This window comes from Sphingopyxis sp. sgz302558 (assembly GCF_057220455.1).
In genome coordinates this window covers 721825-744879 of the sequence record NZ_JBXPUZ010000002.1, presented here as the reverse complement: position 1 = coordinate 744879, position 23055 = coordinate 721825, and the positions used below count along the sequence as shown (strand labels likewise).

The following is a 23055-nucleotide window of genomic DNA, read 5'->3' as shown; positions in this document are numbered from 1 at the left end:
ATCACGCCATCTCTAAGATCACCGCATCGACTGCCAGGCTGTCGCCCTGCGCCGCGTTGACCTTGGCCACCACGCCGGCTTTCTCGGCGCGTAGGATATTTTCCATCTTCATCGCCTCGACCGTGGCGAGTGGCTGGCCCGCCTCAACCTTATCGCCCTCGCCGACGTGCAGCGAGACGAGCAGGCCGGGCATCGGGCAGATCAAGAACTTCGACAGATCGGGCGGAATTTTCTCGATCATATGTTTGGCATAGGGCGCGGCGTGCCAGGGCAGCACGCGCACATCATGCGCCCGCCCGCGCGCCGTCATGCGCCAGCCGGTGCGCGTCTTGGCCAGCTTCACCGCCAGCTCCGCACCATCGATGTCGGCAATCACCAGGCGGTCGCCGGGGGTATATTCCAGTGCGATATCGACCTTGTCGCCCTCGACCTTGATATGCTTGGCGCCGACTTTGACCTTCATCGGCGTGCCGCCAATCGTCACCTGCCAGACGTGCGGCGGTTCGAGCCGGTCGCCAAGCTGGCCATCGACGCGGCGCGCGCGATCGGCCTCCGCCGTCGCGACAAAGCCCGCGATGGCCGCGAGCGCGCGCGGCAGGTCGTCCGCCACCGCCGCGCCGTGAAAGCCGTCAGGATATTCTTCAGCGATGAAGCCGGTAGTGAGCTCGCCCGAGCGGAAGCGCGGGTGCTGCATGATAGCGCTGACGAAATCGATATTGTGGCCAAGGCCCTCGATCTCGAAACGGTCGAGCGCGGCGATCTGCTTGTCGGCGGCCTCGTCGCGCGTTTCGCCCCAGGTGACGAGCTTGGCGATCATGGGGTCGTAAAAAATGGAAACCTCGCCGCCTTCTTCGACGCCCGCATCGACCCGCACCCCATCGACACCGCGCTCTTTGCCGTCCCAAGCTGGAACGGGCGTGCGATAGCGTACCAGCCGGCCCGTCGAAGGCAGGAACCCGCGATAGGGATCCTCGGCATAAACGCGGTTTTCGATCGCCCAGCCGTCAAGCTTCACATCGTCCTGCCCGAAAGGCAGCTTCTCGCCAGCCGCAACGCGGATCATCTGTTCAACCAGATCGATGCCGGTGATCGCCTCGGTCACCGGATGCTCGACCTGCAGCCGCGTGTTCATTTCGAGGAAGTAGAAGCTCTCGCCCGAAGGGTCGGCGCCCGACACGATCAGCTCGACGGTACCTGCGGAGTAATAGCCCACCGCGCGCGCCAACGCGACGCATTGTTCGCCCATCGCCTTGCGCATCTTGGGCGTGACGAAAGGCGACGGCGCTTCCTCGACGACTTTCTGGTGCCGCCGCTGGATGCTGCATTCGCGTTCGTTGAGGTAAAGGATGTTTCCGTGCTGATCGCCAAGGATCTGGATTTCGATGTGGCGCGGGTTCAGGATGAATTTTTCGATGAACACGCGGTCATCGCCGAACGAGTTCAGCCCCTCGCGCTTGACCGCCTCGAAGCCTTCGCGGACGTCCTGTTCGCTATAGGCGAGGCGCATGCCCTTGCCGCCGCCCCCAGCAGACGCCTTCATCATCACCGGATAGCCGATTTCCGCCGAAATGCGCACGGCATGTTCGGTATCTTCAATCTCGCCGACGAAGCCGGGAACGACATTGACACCTGCCTCTTTCGCAAGCTTTTTGGACTCAATCTTGTCGCCCATCGCGGCAATCGCACCCACCGGGGGGCCGATAAAGGCGATGCCTTCCGCCGCCAGCGCTTCGGCAAAGCTGGTGCGTTCGGACAGGAAACCATAGCCCGGATGCACCGCCTCCGCGCCCGTTTGTTTGCACGCCGCGATGATCTTCTCGGCCAGCAAATAGGACTGCGCGGCTGGCGAAGGCCCGATATGCACCGCCTCGTCCGCCATCTTCACAAACGGCGCGCGCGCATCAGCATCGGAATAGACCGCGACCGTGGCGATCCCCATCCGACGCGCGGTCTTGATCACCCGGCAAGCGATTTCGCCACGGTTGGCGATCAGGATTTTCTTGAACATCATTCTCTTCCAGTTTCGACAGCTTGGTTGCCGTTGCCGCGGGCGGATAGCGCTTTCCCTGCCAACATCAGGGGCGCGTCGACGATGAAATGCGCGAGAATGGCAGCCCACAGCCCGCCATACAAAAACGCCGCCGTCATCAGCATTCCCACAATTGTGACAAATGCCAGATGCGCCAATCCCCATGATGCGCGGTGCAGAAGAACGAACACGACAAGGGGAACGGCAACTGCAGCAGCATGATTGACGCCGGCCGCCATGAGCCCGCCGATTGCAACGGCGCGGAAGATCAGCTCTTCCGCACCTGCGGCTGTGCAGAGCAGGAACAGCCTCTGGGGCAAAGACGCCGAGGCGATGGTCGCCAATGTATCGGTTTGAGGGGGCTCGCCACCCAGCTTGCTCGTGATGAGGACATAGAGAGGGAAAGACACCAGAGCGAGCAGACCAAACAAGAACCCGTAGCCCAACTGTGCCCAGCCGATGGTGAAAAAACCTGCCCGCGCCGCATCAAAGCCTTGCTGATGCAGAGCCAGCCAGCAGGCACCGCCAGCGACCAGCCAAAGAGCAGCCGCTGCGATCAGGCGGGGGCGGATGCCCCCATTCCCGAATCTCCCGGCCGACCGCAAGAACACGACCAGACAGGCACCCAAAAGCGCAGTGGCGGCGGCTATCACTCCGCCGCCTCCAGCGTCTTGCATGCCCTTAGGGGTTCTTCCGCCGCCATCGGCACCAACCCCAGCTTCGCCAGCAGCGCCGCATCCTTGTCATCGCCGGCGTTGGCAGCGGTCAGCAGCTTGTCGCCGGTGAAGATGCTGTTCGCGCCCGCCATGAAGCACAGCGACTGCGTCGCCTCGCTCATGCTTTCGCGCCCTGCGCTCAGGCGCACCATGCTAAGCGGCATGGTGATCCGCGCAACCGCGACCGTGCGGACGAATTCAATGTCGTCGATCTTGGCCATCGGCGTGTCGGCCAGCATGTCGCCGAGCACCGTGCCCTTCACCGGCACCAGCGCGTTGACCGGCACGCTTTCGGGATGCTGCGGCAGCGTCGCCAGCGTGTGGATGAAGCCCACCCGGTCGGCGCGCGTCTCCCCCATGCCGACGATCCCGCCGCTGCACACATTGATGCCCGCGCGGCGAACTTCGGCCAGCGTTTCAAGCCGGTCGTCCATCGTCCGCGTGGTGATGATATCATTATAGCGCTCGGGCGAGGTATCGATATTGTGGTTGTAGTAATCGAGCCCTGCCGCGGCCAGCATGTCGGCCTGCTTTGGCGACAGCATGCCCAGCGTCATGCAGGTTTCCATGCCCATCGCGCGCACGCCCTTCACGATCTCGACAATCGCGGGCATGTCGCGGTCCTTGGGGTTGCGCCAAGCGGCGCCCATGCAGAAACGCTGCGAGCCCGAATCCTTTGCCCGCGCCGCCGATTGCAGCACTTCGCGCACATCCATTAGCTTGGTCGCGGCGACCCCGCTGTCGGCCTTCACCGACTGGCTGCAATAACCGCAATCCTCAGGGCAGCCGCCAGTCTTGATACTAAGCAGCGTGCACAGCTGGATCTGTCCCACCGCATGGTGCGCACGGTGGACGGTCGCGGCCTGAAAGACCAGTTCGTCAAACCGCAGGTCGAACAGCGCGGCAATTTCCTCGCGGGTCCAGTCGGTCCTTAGCGTCATGCATTCTCTCCAACCGGCGGCATATTGTGCCCCAATAGGCGCAGCACGTCGGCAGCGCATTCCACGATATTGCTTCCAGGGCCATAGATGCCGACAACGCCGGCTTCGCGCAGATAATCATAGTCCTGCGGGGGGATAACGCCGCCCGCAAAGACCTTGATGTCACTGCGCCCCGCTTCCTTCAGCAGGCGGATCAGTTCCGGAATCAGCGTCTTGTGCCCCGCCGCAAGCGAGGAAGCGCCGATGGCATCGACGTCCCTGTCCAACGCGAGTGCCAGCGTCTCTTCGGGCGTCTGGAACAGCGGCCCGCTCACGGCCTCGAACCCCATGTCGGTGAAGGCACTGGCGACGACATTAGCGCCGCGATCGTGCCCGTCCTGCCCCATCTTGGCAACCAGGATGCGTGGGCGGCGGCCCAATCGGCGGCTGACCGCATCGACGCCTTCGACGACCAATGCGTAGCGTGTATCGTCGCTATAGGCCTTGCCATAGACGCCCTTTACTGGTTCGGGGGTGGTGGCATAGCGGCCAAAGGTGGCCTCCATCGCGTCCGAAATCTCGCCCAGCGTGGCGCGCGCGCGAGCGGCAGCAACGGCGAGCGCCAGCAGGTTGTCGTCACCCTTTGCCCCTTCGGTCAGCGCCGCCAAAGCCGCGCGACAAGCCGCTTCATCGCGCTCCGCCCGCACCCGCTTCAGCCGGGCAATCTGCGCTTCGCGGACGGCGTGGTTGTCGACCTCTAACGTGTCGAGGGGGTCGCTTGCGGGCGGCTGATATTTGTTGACCCCGACGATAACATCTTCGCCGCGATCAACGCGCGCCTGCCGGGCGGCAGCAGCCTCTTCGATCATCGCTTTGGGACGTCCGGTTGCGACATAGGCGGTCATGCCGCCCGCCGCATCGACTTCCTCGATGATCTTCCAGGCGTCATCGACCAGCATCTGGGTGAGCGCCTCGACATAGTAGCTGCCCCCAAGCGGATCGACGACACGGGTGATGCCCGTTTCCTCGGCCAGCACGATCTGTGTGTTGCGGGCAATGCGGGCACTGAAATCGGTGGGGAGCGCGATGGCTTCGTCGAGTGCGTTGGTGTGGAGAGACTGCGTGCCGCCAAGCGTCGCCGCCATCGCCTCGACGGTGGTGCGGATCACGTTGTTGTAAGGATCCTGCTCCTGCAAACTCACGCCCGATGTCTGGCAATGGGTGCGGAGCATCTTTGACCGCTCATCCTTCGCGCCAAGGCCATCCATCACGCGCCACCAAAGCGTCCGCGCGGCGCGCAGTTTGGCAACCTCCATGAAGAAATTCATGCCGATGCCGAAAAAGAAGCTCAACCGCCCCGCAAAGGCGTCGATGTTGAGCCCACTCGCGATCGCGCGCTGCGCATATTCCTTACCGTCAGCGATGGTGAAGGCCAGTTCCTGCACCGCTGTCGCCCCGGCCTCATGCATATGATAGCCCGAAATCGAGATGCTGTTGAATTTCGGCATGTGCGCCGAGGTGTAGGCGATAATGTCCGACACGATCCGCATCGAAGGTTCGGGCGGGTAGATATAGGTATTGCGGACCATGAACTCCTTCAGAATGTCGTTCTGGATGGTGCCGTCGAGCTGCGCTTGGCTGACCCCCTGCTCTTCGCCCGCGACGATGAAGAAGGCGAGGATAGGGATGACCGCACCGTTCATCGTCATGCTGACCGACATCTGATCGAGCGGGATGCCGTCGAACAGGATCTTCATGTCCTCGACACTGTCGATCGCGACGCCGGCCTTGCCGACATCGCCGACGACGCGCGGGTGGTCGCTGTCATAGCCGCGGTGGGTGGCGAGATCGAAGGCAACACTCAACCCCTTTTGCCCAGCAGCGAGATTGCGGCGGTAAAAGGCGTTGGATTCCTCGGCGGTGGAGAAGCCCGCATATTGACGGATAGTCCACGGCCGACCCGCATACATGCTCGCGCGCACCCCGCGCGTAAAGGGCGCGAAGCCGGGTAGGCCAGGATCGCTCGTCACATCTTCGCCGGTATAGAGCGGTTTGATCGCAAGGCCCTCTGGCGTGTGCCAAGTCAGGTCCTTGCCCTTCACTTCCTTGGCGGCGGCGGCGGCCCATTGGTCGGTGGTCGGCTTGTCGGTCATCATTCGTCCTGTCAGGCGGCGGCGCTAGGCCGCGCCGAAACGCGCGCGTGCCAGCCGCGCAAATGGGCCAGATCGTCGGGGACGGCGATGCCGATAAAGGCAGCAAAATCCACCGTGGTCAGCAGTAAGATGTCGGCCATGCTATAGCTGTCGGTCGCCAGAAATTCGCGGTCCGAAAGCGAGGCATCAAAGAATCGCAGCGCCTCTTCAACGCGCGGGCGATTGGCCGCGCCCCATTCCGCATTGCGGCCCGGCAGCGCGGCGGTAAAATCATGGGTGTGGACCCAGACCGCGCCAATGGGCGGCATCAGAATCATTTCCACCCGGCGGCTCCACATCTCCACCATGGCCTGTTCCAGCGCGCCGGTGCCGAACAGCGGTGGTTCCGGGTGCACCTCCTCCAGATAGCGGCAAATGGCGACGCTTTCGGCAATCACCGTGCCGTCGTCGAGCTGCAACGCCGGTGTTTGTCCGCGCGGGTTGAGCGCGGTAAATTCGGGGCTTTTTTGTTCGCGCTTGATGATCGACACCGTCTGCGACGGCAGCGTGATGCCCTTCTCGTGCGCAAAGATCCGCACCCGGCGGGGATTTTGCGCAGGGTTGGGGCTGTCGAAAAACATCATGCGTGCGGCACCTTTGGCGTTTCCATGATCTCGGTCAGTACGCCCTGCATATCGCGCGGATGGACAAAGAAAATTAGCGTCCCGTGCGCGCCAATGCGCGGCTCGCCTAGCACGCGCTTGCCCTGCCCCTCGAACCAGGCTTTAGCGGCGTGGATGTCGGGCACTTCGTAACAGACATGATGCTGCCCGCCCGCGGGGTTTTTTTCGAGAAATGCGGAAATACTGATGTTGCCGGGAAGCGGCTCGATCAGTTCGATCTGGGTACCGTTCATACCGCTGTCGGTGGGCGTGTCGACAAAGCACACCTTCACCCCTTGCTCGGGCAGGTCGAAGGGATTCTGGATGTGCGTCGCGCCCATGACGTCGCGGTAAAAGGCGATGCTGTCGGCGATGGATGGCGTTGCCACGCCGATGTGGTTTAGGCGGCCGAGTTTCATGGCAGATTCCTATAACGGAATATTGTCGTGCTTCTTCCAGGGGTTCTCCAGCGCCTTGTTGCGCAGTTTTCGTAGCCCCAGCGCCACCCGCTTCCGGGTATTCCGCGGATGAATCACTTCATCGATGAACCCCTTGCTCGCCGCCACAAACGGGTTGGCGAAACGTTCCTCATACTCGGCGACCTTTTCGGCCTGCTCTTCGCCCGACAGACCACGGAATATAATCTCAACCGCGCCTTTCGCACCCATCACCGCAATTTCGGCAGTGGGCCAAGCATAGTTCAAATCGCCGCGCAGATGCTTTGACGCCATCACGTCATAGGCACCGCCATAGGCCTTGCGCGTGATGACGGTAATCTTCGGCACGGTCGCCTCGGCATAGGCGAACAACAGTTTCGCGCCATGCTTGATGATGCCGCCATATTCCTGCGCCGTGCCCGGCAGGAAGCCGGGAACATCGACGAAGGTGACGATCGGGATTTCGAACGCATCGCAGAAACGCACAAAGCGCGCGGCCTTCTTCGACGAATTGATATCGAGCACACCCGCGAGCACCAGTGGCTGGTTGGCAACGATGCCGACAGTACGGCCTTCGACACGCCCAAAGCCGACGATGATGTTGGCGGCGTGAGTCGGCTGCACCTCAAAAAAATCGCCTTCATCGACGGTTTTGCGGATCAGTTCGTGCATGTCATAGGGCTGGTTCGCGCTGGGCGGGATCAGCGTGTCGAGGCTGGGTTCGACGCGGTCATAGGGATCGCTGGTCGGGCGGGTGGGGACGCCGCTGCGGTTGTTTTCGGGCAAGAAATCGAAAAATTCGCGGGCCGCGAGCAGCGCTTCGACATCATTATCAAACGCCACGTCGGCGACGCCCGACTTCGACGTGTGCGTCGTCGCGCCGCCCAGTTCCTCCTGCGTCACCACCTCGTTCGTCACTGTTTTGACCACGTCGGGGCCGGTGACGAACATATAGCTTGAATCTTTCACCATGAATATGAAGTCGGTCATGGCAGGTGAATAGACAGCGCCGCCCGCGCACGGCCCCATGATGAGGCTGATCTGCGGCACTACGCCCGACGCCAGCACATTGCGCTGGAACACTTCGGCATAGCCGCCGAGGCTCGCGACGCCCTCCTGAATCCGCGCCCCGCCGCTGTCGTTGAGGCCAATGACCGGCGCGCCCACCAGCATCGCCTTGTCCATCACCTTGCAAATTTTCTGCGCATGGCGTTCGGACAACGCACCGCCGAACACGGTGAAATCCTGGCTGAAGACATAGACGAGGCGCCCGTTAATCGTGCCGCTGCCGGTCACCACCCCGTCGCCGGGGATGATCTGGTCGGCCATCCCGAAATCGGTGCAATTATGTTCGACATACATGTCGAGCTCTTCAAAGCTGCCTTCGTCGAGCAAGATGTCGAGCCGTTCGCGCGCGGTCAGCTTGCCTTTAGCGTGTTGGGTGTCGATGCGTTTCTGCCCGCCGCCCAGCCGCGCCGCCGCGCGCCGCCGTTCCATTTCCGCGATATTGGCCGACATGCCCGCTCCCTTGATTGCCTTGGTTCAGGCGATGGCGGGAAGCGCGCGATTTGGCAAGATGTCAGACCTTCACCACGCCCAGCCGGATCATGTCGCGCGCGGTTTCGATGATCGTGTCACGCGCGTCGCGCGTCTGCCAGCCAAGCCTTTCCTTGGCGTGCGCCGCTGGCGTGTCGCGCATATTGCCGAGCTCGCCAACTACCTGCCGGAGCACCGGATCAAACAACGCCGACAATCTGACGAGAAAATCGGGCAGCCCGCGCGACGGCACCTTGCGCGCTTCCTGACCTAGGCCAACTTTCAAGATTGCGGCAATTTCCTTCATCGTCAGCCACGGTCCTGCCGCAATGAAGCGTTCGTCCGCCATGCCCGGGGCGGTCAGACATTTAACGTGCAGGTCGGCGACGTCGCGCACATCAACCACCGAGAAACCGAAATTGGGAATGCCGGGCAGCGATCCTTCGAGCATCTTCTTGATCGCCTCGAGCGAGGTTGAAAAATCGCCGGTCAATAGCGGCCCCAGCACCAGCGACGGGTTGACCGTCACAAACTCCATCCCCGCGCCATTGGCGGCCATCCACTCGCGCGCGGCGCGTTCGGCGATGGTCTTGGATTTTACATAGGCATAGGCGTCGGGGCTATCGACATTCGTCCAGTCGGCCTCGCTGAAGCGTTGGCGGTCGCGGCCATGACCATAAGCAATGGCGGCGACCGAGCTGGTCATCACCAGCCGCTTGACCCCCGCCGCATGGGCAAAGCGCAGCGCGCGCAAGGCGCCCTCGCGCGCGGGGACGATCAATTCGTCATCGCTCTTGGGCGCGTTGGACGGGAGCGGTGAGGCGACGTGGGCGACATGGCTGCACCCCGCCACCGCGTCGGCCCAACCATCATCGGACATCAGGTCGGCGGCGAAGAATTTGAGCTTGCTGTTGTCGACGTCCAACCAACCGCGGACTTCGGCTTCGCGCTTCAGGTTGCGGATAGTGGTGTGGACTGTCCAGCCATCGGTGACGAGCTGGCGGATGATGAAGCCGGCGATGTATCCTGAACCGCCGGTGACCAGCACTGTATCTGACATTGGCTTCCTCCCCGATGTTGGCTAAGGTGCCGCATAGCGTGCTATTATTTTAGTTGCAAATCAAAACTGGTTATTTCATTAGCACCAGTTCTTCGGCCATGCTTGGGTGCAGCGCGACGGTGTCGTCGAATTGCTGCTTGGTAAGGCCCGCCTTCACCGCAATGGCGGCAGCCTGCAAAATCTCTCCGCTGTCGGGGCCGATGATGTGAAGGCCCAGCACCCGCCCCGACGCGCCATCAACGACCATTTTATAGAGCGCGCGCTCGTCGCGGCCCGCGAGCACATTCTTCATGGCGCGGAAATTGGAGCGATAGACAACCACATCGGCAAATCGGTCGCGCGCCTCGGCCTCTGTCAGGCCCACGCCAGCCAGCGGCGGGTTTGCAAAGACGGCGGTCGGGATGCTGGAATAATCGATAGTGCGCGTTACCCCGCCGAACAGCATGTCGGCCAACGCATGCCCCTCGCGGATCGCCACCGGGGTCAGCTGGACGCGGTTGGTGACGTCGCCGACGGCATAGACGCCGGGAACATTGGTGCGATTGTGGGTGTCAACGAAAACGGTGCCGTCATCGCCCATATCGACACCCAGCGCCTCGAGACCAAGGCCCGCACTGTTGGGCTGGCGACCCACCGCGAACATCACCAGGTCGGTTTCGATCATGCCTTGTTCGCCGCCATCGACGATCAGGCTGCCGTCATCCTGCTTTGCGATAGAGCGAAACGGAAAGTTGAAGCGGATGTCGATGCCCTTGGCGATGCTGATCGCGACCAGCCGGTCGACGATTTCGCTGTCATAGCCACGCAGCATCCGATCGCCGCGCGTCACCAGCGTCACATCGACGCCCAGTTCGTGGAATATCCCCGCAAATTCGTTGGCGATATAACCCGCACCGGCGATGACCGCGCGTTTGGGAAGAGTGCCGAGATGGAAGACCTCGTTCGAGGTGATGGCCAGCTCTGCACCCGGAAGGTCTGGCACAATTGGCCGGGCGCCTGTCGCTACCAGAATATGCTCGGCGCTAACTTCGCTGCCGTCGGCAAGCGCGATGCGGTTCGGCCCAGCAATCGTCGCGCGCTGGTGGAACAGCGAAACCTTATGACTATCGAGTGTTTCGCCATAGAGCCCCTCCAGCCGGTCTACTTCGGCCGCGACATTGTCGCGCAGCGTCGGCCAGTCAAAGGTGGCGCCCATGGTGTCCCAACCAAAACGGCGCGCATCCTCCATATCTTCGGCAAAGTGCGAGCCATAGACCAGCAGCTTTTTGGGAACACAGCCGCGGATCACGCATGTGCCGCCGACGCGATATTCCTCGGCCATGGCCACGCGCGCGCCATGCGATGCCGCGATGCGCGCGGCGCGCACGCCGCCCGATCCTGCGCCGATGACGAACAGGTCAAAATCAAACTCGCTCATACTCTGGTCTTTCGCTGCGTTGCCCGATTAGGTTACGCGTTCGTCGTGATATGGGCTTTCGTGCGCTTGCGACAAGGTTTCAGGCACCATCGCCCAGAGCCGCCGCCATCAGCGCGCGCGTAGCCGGATCGAAATCACCGCCGCCGTCTCCGACGGCCTTGGCCATCTCCTTACCCAGCTCGACGCCGAATTGGTCGAAGGGGTTGATGCCCAGCAAGACGGCATTGGCAAAAGTGCGATGTTCATAGAACGCCAGCAGCGCGCCGAGGCTGTGCGGGCTGACCTGGTCCAGTAGAATGGTCGTAGATGGCCGATCGCCGGGGTAGGCGCGCGCGCCATCCGCATGCCCCCGGCCCGCCATCAGCGCCGCCCCCTGTGCGATGCAGTTCTGCACCAGCGCCTCATGATGCGCCGGATCGAGGTGATGTTCGGGCTCGCGCGCCACCACAAATTCGACCGGGATCAAATGCGTACCCTGGTGCAGCAGCTGGAACACCGCATGCTGCGCGTCAGTGCCGACGCCGCCCCAGGTGATTGGTGCGGTCGCGCGCGCGACCGGCGTGCCATCAAGATCGACCGACTTGCCGTTCGATTCCATCTCGAGTTGCTGCAGATAGCTGGGCAGCAGCCGCAGCCGTTCGTCATAGGCAAACAGCGCGCGCGTCTGGCAGCCAAGGCGGTTTGCATAAAGCTGGTCGACGAAGGCCGCGAGCAGTGCGACATTGTCGACCCCGTCGGTCAAGCGAACGTGGCGGTCCATTTCCGCCGCCCCTTCCAGCATTTCGGCAAAGGCATCCCAGCCCAGCGCCAGCGCCGCCGGAAAGCCAATCGAGGACCAGAGCGAATAGCGCCCGCCGACGCTTTCGCTGAACGGCAAAACGCGGGTTTCATCGACGCCCCATGCAACCGCCTTGTCGGGATAGGCGGTCAGCGCGACCACCCGCCCGAACGGATCGGCGACCCCGCCCTCTTCCAGCCATTGCAACGCCGAGGCGGCGTTGAGCATGGTTTCGGTGGTGGTGAAGGTTTTGGAGGCAATGGCGACCAGTGTCGTTGCGGGATCGAAACGGTTGAACACCGCCTGCAAAGCCGCGCCATCGACATTGGAAACCACCGCGACGTCGTAGCGATCCGAGCGGCGTCCCAGTGCGTCAATCAGCAAATCAGGCCCCAGCGCCGACCCGCCAATGCCTATGTGCAGCAGATGCCTGATCTCGCCGAATGCCCCCGCCTCAATCGCGTCGATCAAAAGCCGCATGCGCTGGTGAAACTGCTGCGCGCGAAGGACGCTGTCGGCCGCGCCCTCGCCGCGCTCGGCGGTATGTTCGGCGGCACGGCCTTCGGTCGGATTGGCAACTTCGCCGGCAAACAGCGCGCGCCGGCGACCGGAATAATCGCCCGCTTCGGCAACGGCGGACAAGGCAGCAATGGCAGCGGCATCAAGATGCGTTTTGGCAAAGTCGAAGCGAATGTCCGCCACATGCTGGACCATCGCTGCGACGCGAGCATCGCCGCCGCTGGTGACCAGATCAGTCAGGCGTTGTGGCTGCCATTTGGCCAGCGCAGTCCATGCGGTGTCGGCAGCAGTCATATCATCCTCCAGAGCAGGCGGTGGTCAGCGCGGCGTCCTTACGCGCCGAAACGCCCCGATGCCAGCCGCGATTGCCCATAATCGCTTGACCAGTGCCCCCCTTCCCCGCCAAGGCCGCGGCATGAACGATACCGCTACGACCGCCGACGCTTTGCCGCCTGCCAACGCCCCAACACCGCCTGCCGCGCCCGAACCCATCAGCGCGAAGGAAGAAGCGGTGGACACCGTCCGTTTCCTGGCCTGGCTGGTCGTCGCGGTGATCATCTTTCGCAGCTTTTTCCTGTCACCTTTTAACATTCCGTCGGAGTCGATGCAGCCCCGCCTGCTGATCGGCGACTATCTGCTCGTCAACAAAATGGCCTATGGCTATTCCAAGCACAGCCTGCCGTTCAGCGTGCCGTTGATCCCCGGGCGCATCTTTCCCGCGACGCCCGAGCGTGGTGATGTCGCCGTGTTCAAGGCGCCGCCGGGCAACAGCGTCGATTATATCAAGCGCGTCATCGGCCTGCCCGGTGACAGCATCGAGATGCGCGACGGGGTGTTGTGGCTGAACGGCAAGCCGGTGCCCAAGGTGAAGATGCCCGACCTGGTGATTCCGGTGACCCAGAATATGATCGATGCAGCGCGCGGGACGGGTGACCTGCCCTGTTATGCGATGCAATTCGAGGAACTGACACCCGACGGCAAGCGTCAGTGCCGCTATCCGCGCTACAAAGAAACGCTGCCCAACGGCAAAAGCTATGCCGTGCTCGATGTCATCCGTTCATCGGCCGACAATTATCCGCTGACCATCGTGCCCGAGGGACATTTGTTCCTGATGGGCGACAATCGCGACCGCAGCAGCGATAGCCGCTTTCCGGCCATTGAAGGTGCGGGCATCGGCATCGTCCCGCAAGAAAATCTGGTCGGCAAAGCGCTGGTCAGCATGTTCGCCACCGACGGATCGGCGAGCTGGTTCAACCCCATCAGCTGGTTCACCGCCGCGCGCTGGGAGCGCATCGGGGAAGGCTTTTGAGTCGCGGGGACCTTGCCGATACCCTGGCCCACATCACCGGGCATCGCCCGCGCGAGCTTGGGCATTTTACCCAGGCGCTGACCCACGGCAGCACCGGCAAGGCCGATTACCAGCGGCTGGAATTTCTGGGAGACCGGGTGCTGGGGTTGGTCATTTCAACCGAGCTTTTTGCGCGCTTTCCCGGTGCGCCCGAGGGGGAGCTGTCCTCGCGCTTCAATGCCCTGGTGTCCGGCGAAGCGTGCGCGGTGATCGCGCGCCAGCTTGACCTGCCCGAACTTGTCGAGCTGGGCGCGCAGGCGATTGGCGATGGCGGGCGCTATAGCGACAATATCGCCGCCGATGTCGCAGAGTCGCTGATCGGTGCGCTGTATCTCGACGGCGGGCTCGACGCTGCGCGCGCCTTCATTCTGGCGCAGTGGGGGCCGATGCTCGATGGCCAGCGTGCGGCGCCCAAACATCCCAAGGCGGCCTTGCAGGAATGGGCCCTCGCGCGTGGGCGCAAGCCGCCTGAATATAGCGTGGTGGACCGCTCTGGACCCGACCATGCCCCGCGCTTCACGGTGCGCGCTGCTATCGGTAAGCTGGCCGAGGCGACCGCCGAGGGTCCGAGCAAACAGGCCGCCGAGAAAGAGGCCGCCGCCGCGTTGCTCGCTATTGTCGAAGGAATGAAGGAATGACCCAGCGCTGCGGTTTTGTTGCCGTTGTCGGCGCGCCCAATGCGGGCAAATCGACCCTCGTCAACGCGCTGGTCGGCCAGAAAGTCGCCATCGTCAGCCCCAAGGCGCAGACGACGCGCACGCGCCTGATGGGCGTCGCGATGGACGGCGATACCCAGATTGTGCTGATCGACACACCGGGCATTTTCGCGCCCGAACGCCGGCTGGACCGCGCGATGGTGGCGGCGGCGTGGGGCAGCATCGACAATGCCGAGGCCATCGTGCTGGTGGTCGACGCGCTGGCCAAACCCGGCGAACGGGTCGAGCGACTGCTGAACGGCCTGCAGAACCGCAAGGAGCCGCTGATCCTGGCGCTCAACAAGGTGGACCTGGCCAAGAAGGACAAGCTGCTGACGCTGGCCGAGGATTTGGCGGGGCGCGCCAATTTTGCCGAAATTTTCTTTATCAGCGCGCAAACCGGCGACGGCGTGGCCGAGCTGAAGGCGCATCTGGCGGGGCGTATGCCCCAAGGTAGCTGGCACTTTCCCGAAGATGAGGTCAGCGACGCGCCCGAACGGATGCTGGCCGCCGAGATTACCCGCGAGCAATTGTTCCGCCAGTTGCACGAGGAGCTGCCCTATCAATCAACCGTCGAGACCGAGCTGTTCAAAACGCGGCCCGACGGCAGCGCCGAAATCCACCAGCAAATCTATGTCGCGCGCGACAACCAGCGCGCCATCGTGCTGGGGCACAAGGGCGCGCGGATCAAGGAAATCGGCGCCAAGGCGCGGGCGGAGCTCGCCGAATTGCTGGGCCGAAAGGTGCACCTGTTCCTGCACGTGAAGGTCAAGGCCAATTGGGACGAAGACCGCGGAGTGTATCGCGACATGGGGCTGGATTGGGTGGATTGAGTGGGCGCCGCGCGATGGATATGCAAATATGGCAAAACCTTTCGGTCGTCGCAGTCGCATTGGCTACGCGTTTGGCGATGCCAGGTGGGCGAACATTTCTCATCATCGCCGCGACGCTCGTCATCGGTCAGTTGCTTACTCATTTTGTGTTTTTTCCGAATCGCTATTCCGACGCCATGTGGTTGATTGGCGCAGTCCTGAATCTTGGACTTAACTTTGTAGGATGCTTGATCGGAATCGGCGTTGGATCACTGATCAGACGCAAGTTTTAAAGCATGCGATTGAATTGCGAAATTGTACGTCTGACCCCAAACCTCGTCATCCCGGACGTGATCCGGGATAACAGGCGGATGGCAGTTCGTTGTCCCGGATCATGTCCGGGACGACGATAGCAGGGTGTGTTGGCCCCTAACTCTCCACCGCGCGGGCCAGCACGATCCGTACCTGATCATCGCGCGAATGGAGGTGCAGGCGGTCGCCGTCCACCGTGTAGCGCACGCGCAAATTGCCATCGGGGATATAGATCTCGCGCTCGTTGATCTGGAATTCCTGATAAAGTTCGTCATCGCCGCGCAGCGGGCGCTGGAAGTAGGTGGTGACTTCGCCGTCCTCGTCAAATTCCATGATGTCGCCGCGCGACAGATCTTCGACGCCGCTCAGCGACACCACGCGCCATTTGCCCAGCACGCGCTGCGGGCGCAGTTCCTTGGGCACTTCGCCGCTGTAGCCGGCATAGAGCGCCGCCTTGCCGCGCATCGTGTCGACCAGTTCGCGTTCGGCCTTGAGGTCGGCGAAGTCGACCGTGGCGAGGCGCTGGCTGAGGCCATCGAGGGCGGCGAAGGCGGCCTTGGCGTCGCCCTTTTCGTGATAAACGCGGGTCGCCATATCCATCGTCAGATATTGGTCGATCAGGCTTTGCGCGAGGCGCAGTTTGGCGGGCGCTTCGCCGTGCGGCACGCCGACCGCGACGCGATCACTGCCTTTCGCTCCGTCGAGCGCGCTGGTGTAGCTGAGGCTGACGGTCATCAGCGGCGTCGCGGCGTCGAGCGATGCGGGGGGCAAATATTTGCGCGTGTCGGATTTGGCCAGCGAGGCAAAAATACCGCCGCCGTTGGATGACAGGAACACTGACGGGACGGTGACGGCGATGCTGCCGTCGCGGCCCTCCTTCATCAGGCCGTCGGGGACGCCAAAGACGCCGCTGATCTTATAGCCGGGTTGCGGGGTCAGCGTCATGACCAGGTCATGCGCGACCTCGCTGACCATGTTGCGGAATTCCTTTTCCATCAGCGCCCTGCCCTTTGCGGGGCCGTCGACGAAGAACAGATTGCCGCCGCGCACCGACGAGATTTTGGTCGCGAGCGCGCCGTCATATTGGACGCCGACGCCGATGGTCGTCATGCCGATGCCCGCGCGCGAGGCGGTTTCGGCGAGCCCCATGAACCCCAGCGCGTCGGTGCGGCCGGTGTTGGGGCGTTCGTCGGTGAACAGCATCAGGCGGGTCTTGCCCTTATATTGCGCCGCCTCGGCCAGTGCAGCGTCGATGCCCAGCTTTAGCCCCGCTTCCAAATTGGTCGAGCCGTCGATGGCGATGGCATCGATGCTGGCGTGGAGCGCATCCTTGTTGCCCGCAACATCGGTGGGGGTCAGGTGAACCAGCGACGTCGTCCCGTAAATGGCAATGCCGAGGCGGTCCTGCGGGCCAAGCTGGTCGACCATGGCGTGCAGCGCGGCCTTCACATTTTCGATCGGCGGCCCGCTCATCGAGCCCGAGCGGTCGACCACGGCCATGATGCTGAGTGGTTCGCGCTTCCAGCGATCACCGTCGATATTGCTGTCAAAGCCAAGGCCGACGAACAGATGATCGTCGGGGCGCGTTGGCAGCCAGGCCGCCATGCTGTGCACGTTGAGGCAGAAGAGTTGCTCGCACGCGCCGCCCGCGGGCAGCGTCAGATCATGTTCGCCCATCAGCCCTTCGACGGTCAGCGATTCGGGCCGCGGCAATGTGGGCGCGCTCAATGCCATCGACCGGAAATGCTGAATGTCCTGCGCGCCGCCCTGGCGAATGCGGCTGCCGGTGACGATGATGTTGGAGAGGTCGGCTTCCTCTTCCTCTTCCTGCGGCGCCGCTTCCTGCGCGATGAGCGGCGGCGCTACCAACGCGGCGCTGGCAAGCAGAGCGAAAGCGGAACGACGAAAGCTGATGTGGCCTTTGGACATGTGACCTCTCCCCAACTGCCCGCGCCCGTTGCGTCGGACATGGGGGAAAGCTATCCCAATCCTTCTGTCGCGCAGATGAACCGGGTTGTCGTCGGACGTTCAGAAATGCCCTGACCAAGCGGCAGAGGCAGCAGCATTATTTCGCCGCCTTTTTTGCCCCCGCCTTCTGCGCCGGGACCTTCTTTGCCGGGGCCTTTTTTGCCGCAGCCTTCTTCGCTGGCGCCTTCTTTTTCCCCTTCGCTGGCCCCTTCGCGGCCCGGTCGTCGATCAGCGCCGCCGCTTGTTCGGCGGTCAACGTATCGGGGTCCGCCGTCTTGGGCAGTGTGGCATTGGTGGTGCCGTCGGTGACATAGGGACCATAGCGTCCGGCCATCAGCTTTATCTCGCCGCCGCTGACCGGATGCGGGCCAAAGCTTTTGAGCGCAGACGCAGCGGCGCGCGCGGGGCGGCCGCCATTTGCCGCCGCCTCGGCGATGCGCGTGACGGCGGCGTTCATACCGATTTCAAAGATTTCGGCCGTGCCCGTTAGCTTCGCATATTTGCCGTCGTGGAGCAGATAGGGGCCGTAGCGACCCAGTCCGGCAACAATGAGCTTGCCGCTTTCGGGATGCACCCCGACCTCGCGCGGCAAAGCCAGCAGCCTGAGCGCATAATCAAGGTCAAAATCCTCGGTCGGGATATCCTTGGGGATCGACGAACGCTTCGCTTCTTTGCCCTCGCCCAGCTGGACATAGGGACCAAACCGTCCGCTGCGCTTGCTGACCTCCAGCCCCGATTCAGGATCAGTGCCCAGCACTTCGGGACCACTGTCCTCACCGCTCCCGCCGGGCTGCGCGAATTTGCGCGTAAATTTGCAGTCAGGATAATTGCTGCACGCGATGAAGGGGCCAAATTTGCCGCCGCGCAGCGCGAGACTGCCGACACTGCATTTGGGGCACAGGCGCGGGTCGGTCCCGTCGCCCTTGTCGGGGAAAAGATAAGGGCCCAAAAACTTGTCGAGCTCAGCCGTTATCTCGCTTGGCTTTTGCTCCATCACCTCGCCGGTGCGCGGTTTGAAGTCGCGCCAGAAGGCCTCGAGCACCGCCTGCCATTGTGCGCGGCCACCCGATACATCATCGAGTTCTTCTTCGAGCCCCGCGGTGAAATCATATTCGACATAGCGGGTAAAAAAGCGTTCGAGGAACGCGGTCAGCAACCGCCCGCTTTCTTCAGGAATAAAGCGGTTCTTTTCGACGCGCACATAGGCGCGGTCCTTGAGCACTTGCAGGATTGCGGCGTAGGTCGAGGGCCGACCGATGCCGAGTTCCTCCATCCGCTTGACGAGGCTGGCCTCGCTGTAGCGCGGCGGCGGCTGGGTTTCGTGGCTTTCGACCTCAACGCCCTGTTTGGCAGGCGCATCGCCGCGCGCCATGGCGGGCAGCAGGCGGCTGTCTTCATCCTCATTATTGTCGTCGCGGCCCTCGTCGTACAGGGCCAGGAAGCCGGGAAATTGCACTACCTGCCCCGTCGCACGCAGCATGACATTGCCGGTACCATCCTCCAGCTCAACCGTGGTACGTTCAAGCCGTGCGGCGGCCATCTGGCTGGCGAGCGCGCGTTTCCAGACAAGCTCATAAAGGCGCGCATGGTCACCGCTGCCAGCGTGGCTGCGCGTAAAGTCGGTAGGCCGGATTGCCTCGTGCGCTTCCTGCGCATTCTTCGCCTTGGTCTGATATTGGCGCGGCTTGTCCGGAATATAGCCGCCGTCATAGCGGTCGACGATTGCCTTGCGCGCGGCGCTAATGGCGCTGCCATCCATTTGGACGCCATCGGTGCGCATATAGGTGATCGCGCCATCCTCATACAGCGCCTGCGCCAACCGCATCGTATGGCTGGCGGAGAAGCCGAGTTTGCGCGCCGCCTCTTGCTGCAAGGTCGAAGTCGTAAATGGCGGCGGCGGATTGCGCGTCAGCGGTTTGGTTTCGACCGAGGTGACCGTGAATTTGCCTGCAGCAATTTCGGCCTCAGCGGCGCGTGCATCGGCTTCGGTCTTTATCGACAAGCGCTCAATCTTATCACCGCGCCAGCGCGCCAGGCGCGCGCGAAACGGGGTGCCGCCTTGTTCGAACAGCCCGGTGACCGACCAATATTGCTGCGCAACAAATTGTTCAATCTCGCGTTCGCGCTCAACGATCATGCGCAGCGCCACCGACTGGACCCGCCCCGCCGATTTCGCGCCGGGCAGCTTGCGCCAAAGGATCGGCGAAAGGGTGAAGCCAACCAGATAATCGAGCGCACGCCGGGCGCGATAGGCGTCGATCAAATCGGTATCGAGCTCGCGCGGGGCGGCCATCGCAGCGAGCACCGCATCCTTTGTTATGGCGTTGAAGGTGACGCGCGCGACATCCTGTGGCAACGCCTTTTTGCTGCGCAGCAATTCCTGCACATGCCAGCTGATCGCCTCACCCTCGCGATCAGGGTCGGTGGCCAGCACCAAGCGATCGGCCGTTTTGGCGGCGTCGGAAATTTCCTTCATCCGCTTCGCCTTGTCGGCATACAGTTCCCATTGCATGGCAAAGCCGTCGTCGGGATCAACCGAGCCGTCCTTGGGCGGCAGATCGCGGACATGACCGTAAGAAGCGAGCACCTTGAAGTCGCGGCCGAGATATTTCTCGATGGTCTTCGCCTTGGCTGGCGATTCAACGATAACCAGTTGCATGTTTTGGGAAAATCCTGTCGCGCTGTTGCTATCTCACGTACGCGCGAGGGTGGCGGGGGGATTAGGGGGACGTCAAGAGGGGTTTTCCATATCCACGTCATTGCGAGCGCAGCGAAGCAATCCAGGGCTGCTCAAGGCCGCTCTGGATTGCTTCACCTTCGGCTCGCAATGACGAGGCCTATTTCCCCTGATCCCAGCGATAGCCACGCGGCAGGATGCATTTGCCCGCGTCATAATTGCCGACCGAGCGGATCACTTCATCCTTGTCGGGTTCGACGCGGCGACCGCTGAGCTGGCTGTCGACCACGCGGCGCACCAACGCGTCCAGCCGCGTGACGAGGTAGCAGTCGATCGCTGGCGGGGCGTGCGGGTTTCCAATGCCGCTGTCGTCGGTCAGGAACAAATAGCGCGACTGGGTCGCCGCCGCCATGGCGCGCATCGCATATTCGGCCTCGTCGGCCACGCCCGATGCGGCGATCGGGGTGATGTGAATGCGCTTGGCGCGCGCGGCCTCGGTCGCCGCCCAAGTCCGACCGAATTTGTCATTATGCGGCGGCGCGTCGGCGACCAGGAACAGCGACTTGACCGCATCGGGCCGCCACTGGTGGCTGACTGCACGGATCAGCGCCTGATCCATCGCCTCAGGATAGTCGCCGCCGCCGTTCGCCGATTGTTTGGCCAGTATGCCCTGTTGCCGCCCGATGTCGCCCGCAAAATCGACGCTGTAGGTGACATAGTCATCGCCCTCGTCGCGGTAAAAAACAAAGCCGAGGCGGATGTCCACACCGCGATGCTTGGCGGTGACATCGTTGATGATCGTCCTGAGCTCGCTTTGCAGATAGCGGATTTCGTCGCCCATGCTGCCAGTGGTGTCGATGACGAACATCAGGTCGAGTTTGTCCACGCGCTGCGCGCTGTCAGTGGCAGTGAGGCCGACGAGCTGCCCGCCTGGCTGCTCGCTGACCAGCACAGCACGCGCAGGCGCAATAATGCGGCCATCCTGCCGCGCCGACACGCTGATGCGTTCGCTGAGCCGGTCGAGGCCGGGGAAAAAGGTTGCGGTGCCGTCAGCCTGTGTTGCCATTGAAATGCTGTTGCCGTCGCTGCACGTTACTTTCACCTCAGCAAAGGGCACCGCCTGTCCGCGCGCATCGGCGACCTTCACCGTCACCACGTTCAGCGTATCGACGCGCGGCAGATCGCGAATGCGCTGCGCCAAATTGCTCTTGCGGACATAGGCAGCGTAAAGTTCGGGATTGAGCAGGTCGTCATGCTCGCCGGCGGTGAGCAGGCCGGATTGCGGCTGTTGCGGGCGATAGCGCCGCTCGGTGGGAGGAGGTGCGACTTCGGTCGTCCGGTCGCCGCGCTTTTCGGCACGGTCGCGCGTGCTGCGGCGGCTTCCGTCGGAACGCGTGCCGGTGACGACAACATCGCTGGCAGCGCTATCGCTTTCCAGCGTCTCTTCGCTGACGACAGTGACGGGGGTCGGGCTGTCATAGGATGGCGATTCGATGCGCCGCGCCGTAACCGAGATCGCGCCCTCGCCATCAGCGCCGCTGGCTGAGGCGGGCGGTGGGAGCGGAGCGGGGGGCGGTGGGGGGGCTGGCACCGCCAATGATGGGGTCGCCGACACCACGTCACCGACGACCATGCGGTCGCCGCCGCTGCGTTCGGCCATGGCGGCTTCGCGGTCGCGGCGGTCCTGCTCGGCCTGCCAATTGCGTTCCTGTCCGATGTCGGGCAGCGAGGCGGCGTTGCGGCAAAAGCCTTGCTGTGCCTCCACCCGCGCCAGTGCCGAAGTTGGAGCCAGCGGCACTGACGCGGACGCCGCGCTGACAATCGCCAGCAAGGCAACGGAGCTCAGAAATTTCTGGTGCATGAAAACGACCCTCCCCGACCCCAATCCCTGTCGCGTGATAGATTGTATCATTGGGATGAACCGTATCTGAACTGCGACGAAAGCCGGGCTGGCATCATGTCCCGCTTTTGGGCATGAGGCGCGGCATGGCGACGCCGCACCCCCTGATCCAACAGGCCATTGCGCTTTCGAACAGTGGTCGCAACGCCGAGGCGGCGGCGATTGTGACGCGGCTGGCCGCTACCGGCGAGCCGCAAGCGCTATTCCTGCTGGGCCAAATGCAATGGGGCGGCGGCATCGTGGCGCAAGATCCGGTCGCAGCCCGCAGCAATTTCGAACGCGCCGCCAAGGCCGGACATCCCGCCGCGCGCATTGTCAGCACCAATTTGCTGGCGAGCGGCATCGCGGGCGAGCGCGACTGGGCGGACGCTATGATGCGGCTGGCGAGCGAGGCTGCCATCGACCCGCGCCGAAAAGTGCAAATCGACCTGTTGGGCAAAATGCACATCGACGCGGCGGGCGACCCGCAGCGGGTGCGCGACCCAGAGGTGCTGAGCGACAGCCCGTGGGTGCGGCGCTTTCCCGGCCTGCTGACGGCTGCCGAGTGCGCCTATCTGGTCGACCTTGCCAGCCGTGCCTTTCAGCCCGCCACCGTCCGCAGCCCATCGGGGGGCACGATGCGCGACCCCATTCGCAACAGCGATGAAGCGACGCTGCACTGGATGATTGAAGACCCGGTGGTGCACGCCATCAACCGCCGCCTTGCTGCTGCCAGCGGCACCGACGCGTCACAAGGCGAGGCGATGCAGATTTTGCGCTACAAGCCCGGTCAGCAATATCGCGCCCATTATGATTTCAACCCGACGCTGGACAATCAGCGCGTACTGACCGCGCTGACCTATCTGAACCACGACTATCGCGGCGGGGAGACGGCGTTCGTCAAATCGGGATTGAAGGTGAAGGGCCGCAAGGGCGATGTGGTCATCTTCCGCAACACGCTGGACGAGGCGGCGCTTGACCCGATGAGCGAGCATTGCGGCATGCCGGTAATAAGCGGCACCAAACTGCTGGCTTCCCGGTGGATCAGGGCCGAAAGAATGTGTCCATAGGCCCAGTTTTCGTCGTGTTGAACTTGTTTCAGCACAGCGCGCCACCGGCGGCTCGGTAACCCGAAACAAGTTCGGGATGACGAAAGCG

18 protein-coding genes are annotated in these 23055 nt (G+C 62.9%); 5 read left to right on the top strand and 13 right to left on the bottom strand.

Going from position 1 to position 23055, the window contains the following annotated elements:
- Position 1: 1 nt before the first annotated feature.
- The 10 genes from AC2TC0_RS09060 to pgi form a co-directional block, all read right to left on the bottom strand.
- On the bottom strand, positions 2-2008 hold the full coding sequence (locus AC2TC0_RS09060) for an ATP-binding protein (protein ID WP_484717181.1): 2007 nt from the start codon (positions 2006-2008) through the stop codon (positions 2-4).
- A complete protein-coding gene (locus AC2TC0_RS09055; protein ID WP_484717180.1) occupies positions 2008-2682 on the bottom strand; it encodes a CPBP family glutamic-type intramembrane protease in 675 nt (224 codons plus the stop codon). Before AC2TC0_RS09055 ends, AC2TC0_RS09060 begins: the two co-directional genes overlap by 1 nt.
- The gene (gene bioB / locus AC2TC0_RS09050; RefSeq protein WP_484717179.1) at positions 2679-3686 is read right to left on the bottom strand and encodes a biotin synthase BioB; all 1008 of its coding nucleotides are present in this window, start codon (positions 3684-3686) and stop codon (positions 2679-2681) included. The genes AC2TC0_RS09055 and bioB overlap by 4 nt, the downstream gene beginning before the upstream one ends.
- Positions 3683-5818 carry a methylmalonyl-CoA mutase gene (gene scpA / locus AC2TC0_RS09045; RefSeq protein WP_484717178.1) on the bottom strand — a complete coding sequence of 712 codons (2136 nt, stop codon included), beginning with the start codon at positions 5816-5818 and terminating at the stop codon, positions 3683-3685. The genes bioB and scpA overlap by 4 nt, the downstream gene beginning before the upstream one ends.
- A gap of 11 nt (positions 5819-5829) precedes the next feature.
- The gene (locus AC2TC0_RS09040; protein WP_484717177.1) at positions 5830-6441 is read right to left on the bottom strand and encodes a glutathione S-transferase family protein; all 612 of its coding nucleotides are present in this window, start codon (positions 6439-6441) and stop codon (positions 5830-5832) included.
- Positions 6438-6878, bottom strand: coding sequence for a methylmalonyl-CoA epimerase (mce, locus tag AC2TC0_RS09035; RefSeq protein ID WP_484717176.1), 441 nt, complete (start codon positions 6876-6878; stop codon positions 6438-6440). The genes AC2TC0_RS09040 and mce overlap by 4 nt, the downstream gene beginning before the upstream one ends.
- A 9-nt stretch (positions 6879-6887) precedes the next feature.
- Positions 6888-8414, bottom strand: a complete 1527-nt coding sequence (locus AC2TC0_RS09030; RefSeq protein WP_484717175.1) for an acyl-CoA carboxylase subunit beta — start codon at positions 8412-8414, stop codon at positions 6888-6890.
- A 61-nt stretch (positions 8415-8475) separates the two neighbouring features.
- Positions 8476-9492: an NAD-dependent epimerase/dehydratase family protein gene (locus AC2TC0_RS09025; protein WP_484717174.1), complete on the bottom strand. Its 1017-nt coding sequence runs from the start codon at positions 9490-9492 to the stop codon at positions 8476-8478.
- Positions 9493-9562: 70 nt separating this feature from the next.
- The gene (gene gorA / locus AC2TC0_RS09020; protein ID WP_484717173.1) at positions 9563-10909 is read right to left on the bottom strand and encodes a glutathione-disulfide reductase; all 1347 of its coding nucleotides are present in this window, start codon (positions 10907-10909) and stop codon (positions 9563-9565) included.
- A gap of 79 nt (positions 10910-10988) precedes the next feature.
- Complete coding sequence (gene pgi / locus AC2TC0_RS09015; RefSeq protein ID WP_484717172.1) at positions 10989-12500, bottom strand: glucose-6-phosphate isomerase; 1512 nt, start codon at positions 12498-12500, stop codon at positions 10989-10991.
- Positions 12501-12696: 196 nt separating this feature from the next.
- Between pgi and lepB the strand changes: the two genes are divergently transcribed.
- From lepB to AC2TC0_RS08995, 4 genes are read left to right on the top strand one after another with little or no spacing between them, the layout of a single operon-like run.
- On the top strand, positions 12697-13515 hold the full coding sequence (lepB, locus tag AC2TC0_RS09010) for a signal peptidase I (RefSeq protein WP_484717485.1): 819 nt from the start codon (positions 12697-12699) through the stop codon (positions 13513-13515).
- Positions 13512-14192, top strand: a complete 681-nt coding sequence (gene rnc / locus AC2TC0_RS09005; RefSeq protein ID WP_484717171.1) for a ribonuclease III — start codon at positions 13512-13514, stop codon at positions 14190-14192. The genes lepB and rnc overlap by 4 nt, the downstream gene beginning before the upstream one ends.
- The gene (gene era, locus AC2TC0_RS09000; protein ID WP_484717170.1) at positions 14189-15082 is read left to right on the top strand and encodes a GTPase Era; all 894 of its coding nucleotides are present in this window, start codon (positions 14189-14191) and stop codon (positions 15080-15082) included. Before rnc ends, era begins: the two co-directional genes overlap by 4 nt.
- A 14-nt stretch (positions 15083-15096) precedes the next feature.
- Positions 15097-15354, top strand: a complete 258-nt coding sequence (locus AC2TC0_RS08995) for a hypothetical protein (RefSeq protein ID WP_484717169.1) — start codon at positions 15097-15099, stop codon at positions 15352-15354.
- A 136-nt stretch (positions 15355-15490) separates the two neighbouring features.
- Here the strand turns inward: AC2TC0_RS08995 and AC2TC0_RS08990 are convergent, their stop codons facing one another.
- From AC2TC0_RS08990 to AC2TC0_RS08980, 3 genes are all read right to left on the bottom strand, one after another.
- Positions 15491-17302, bottom strand: coding sequence for a vWA domain-containing protein (locus AC2TC0_RS08990; RefSeq protein WP_484717168.1), 1812 nt, complete (start codon positions 17300-17302; stop codon positions 15491-15493).
- A gap of 136 nt (positions 17303-17438) precedes the next feature.
- Complete coding sequence (gene topA / locus AC2TC0_RS08985) at positions 17439-20000, bottom strand: type I DNA topoisomerase (protein ID WP_484717167.1); 2562 nt, start codon at positions 19998-20000, stop codon at positions 17439-17441.
- A gap of 178 nt (positions 20001-20178) precedes the next feature.
- Entirely contained in the window at positions 20179-21879 is a 1701-nt protein-coding gene (locus tag AC2TC0_RS08980; RefSeq protein ID WP_484717166.1) for a vWA domain-containing protein, read from the bottom strand.
- A 125-nt stretch (positions 21880-22004) separates the two neighbouring features.
- Between AC2TC0_RS08980 and AC2TC0_RS08975 the strand changes: the two genes are divergently transcribed.
- On the top strand, positions 22005-22967 hold the full coding sequence (locus AC2TC0_RS08975; RefSeq protein ID WP_484717165.1) for a 2OG-Fe(II) oxygenase: 963 nt from the start codon (positions 22005-22007) through the stop codon (positions 22965-22967).
- The last annotated feature ends 88 nt before the right edge of the window (positions 22968-23055 follow it).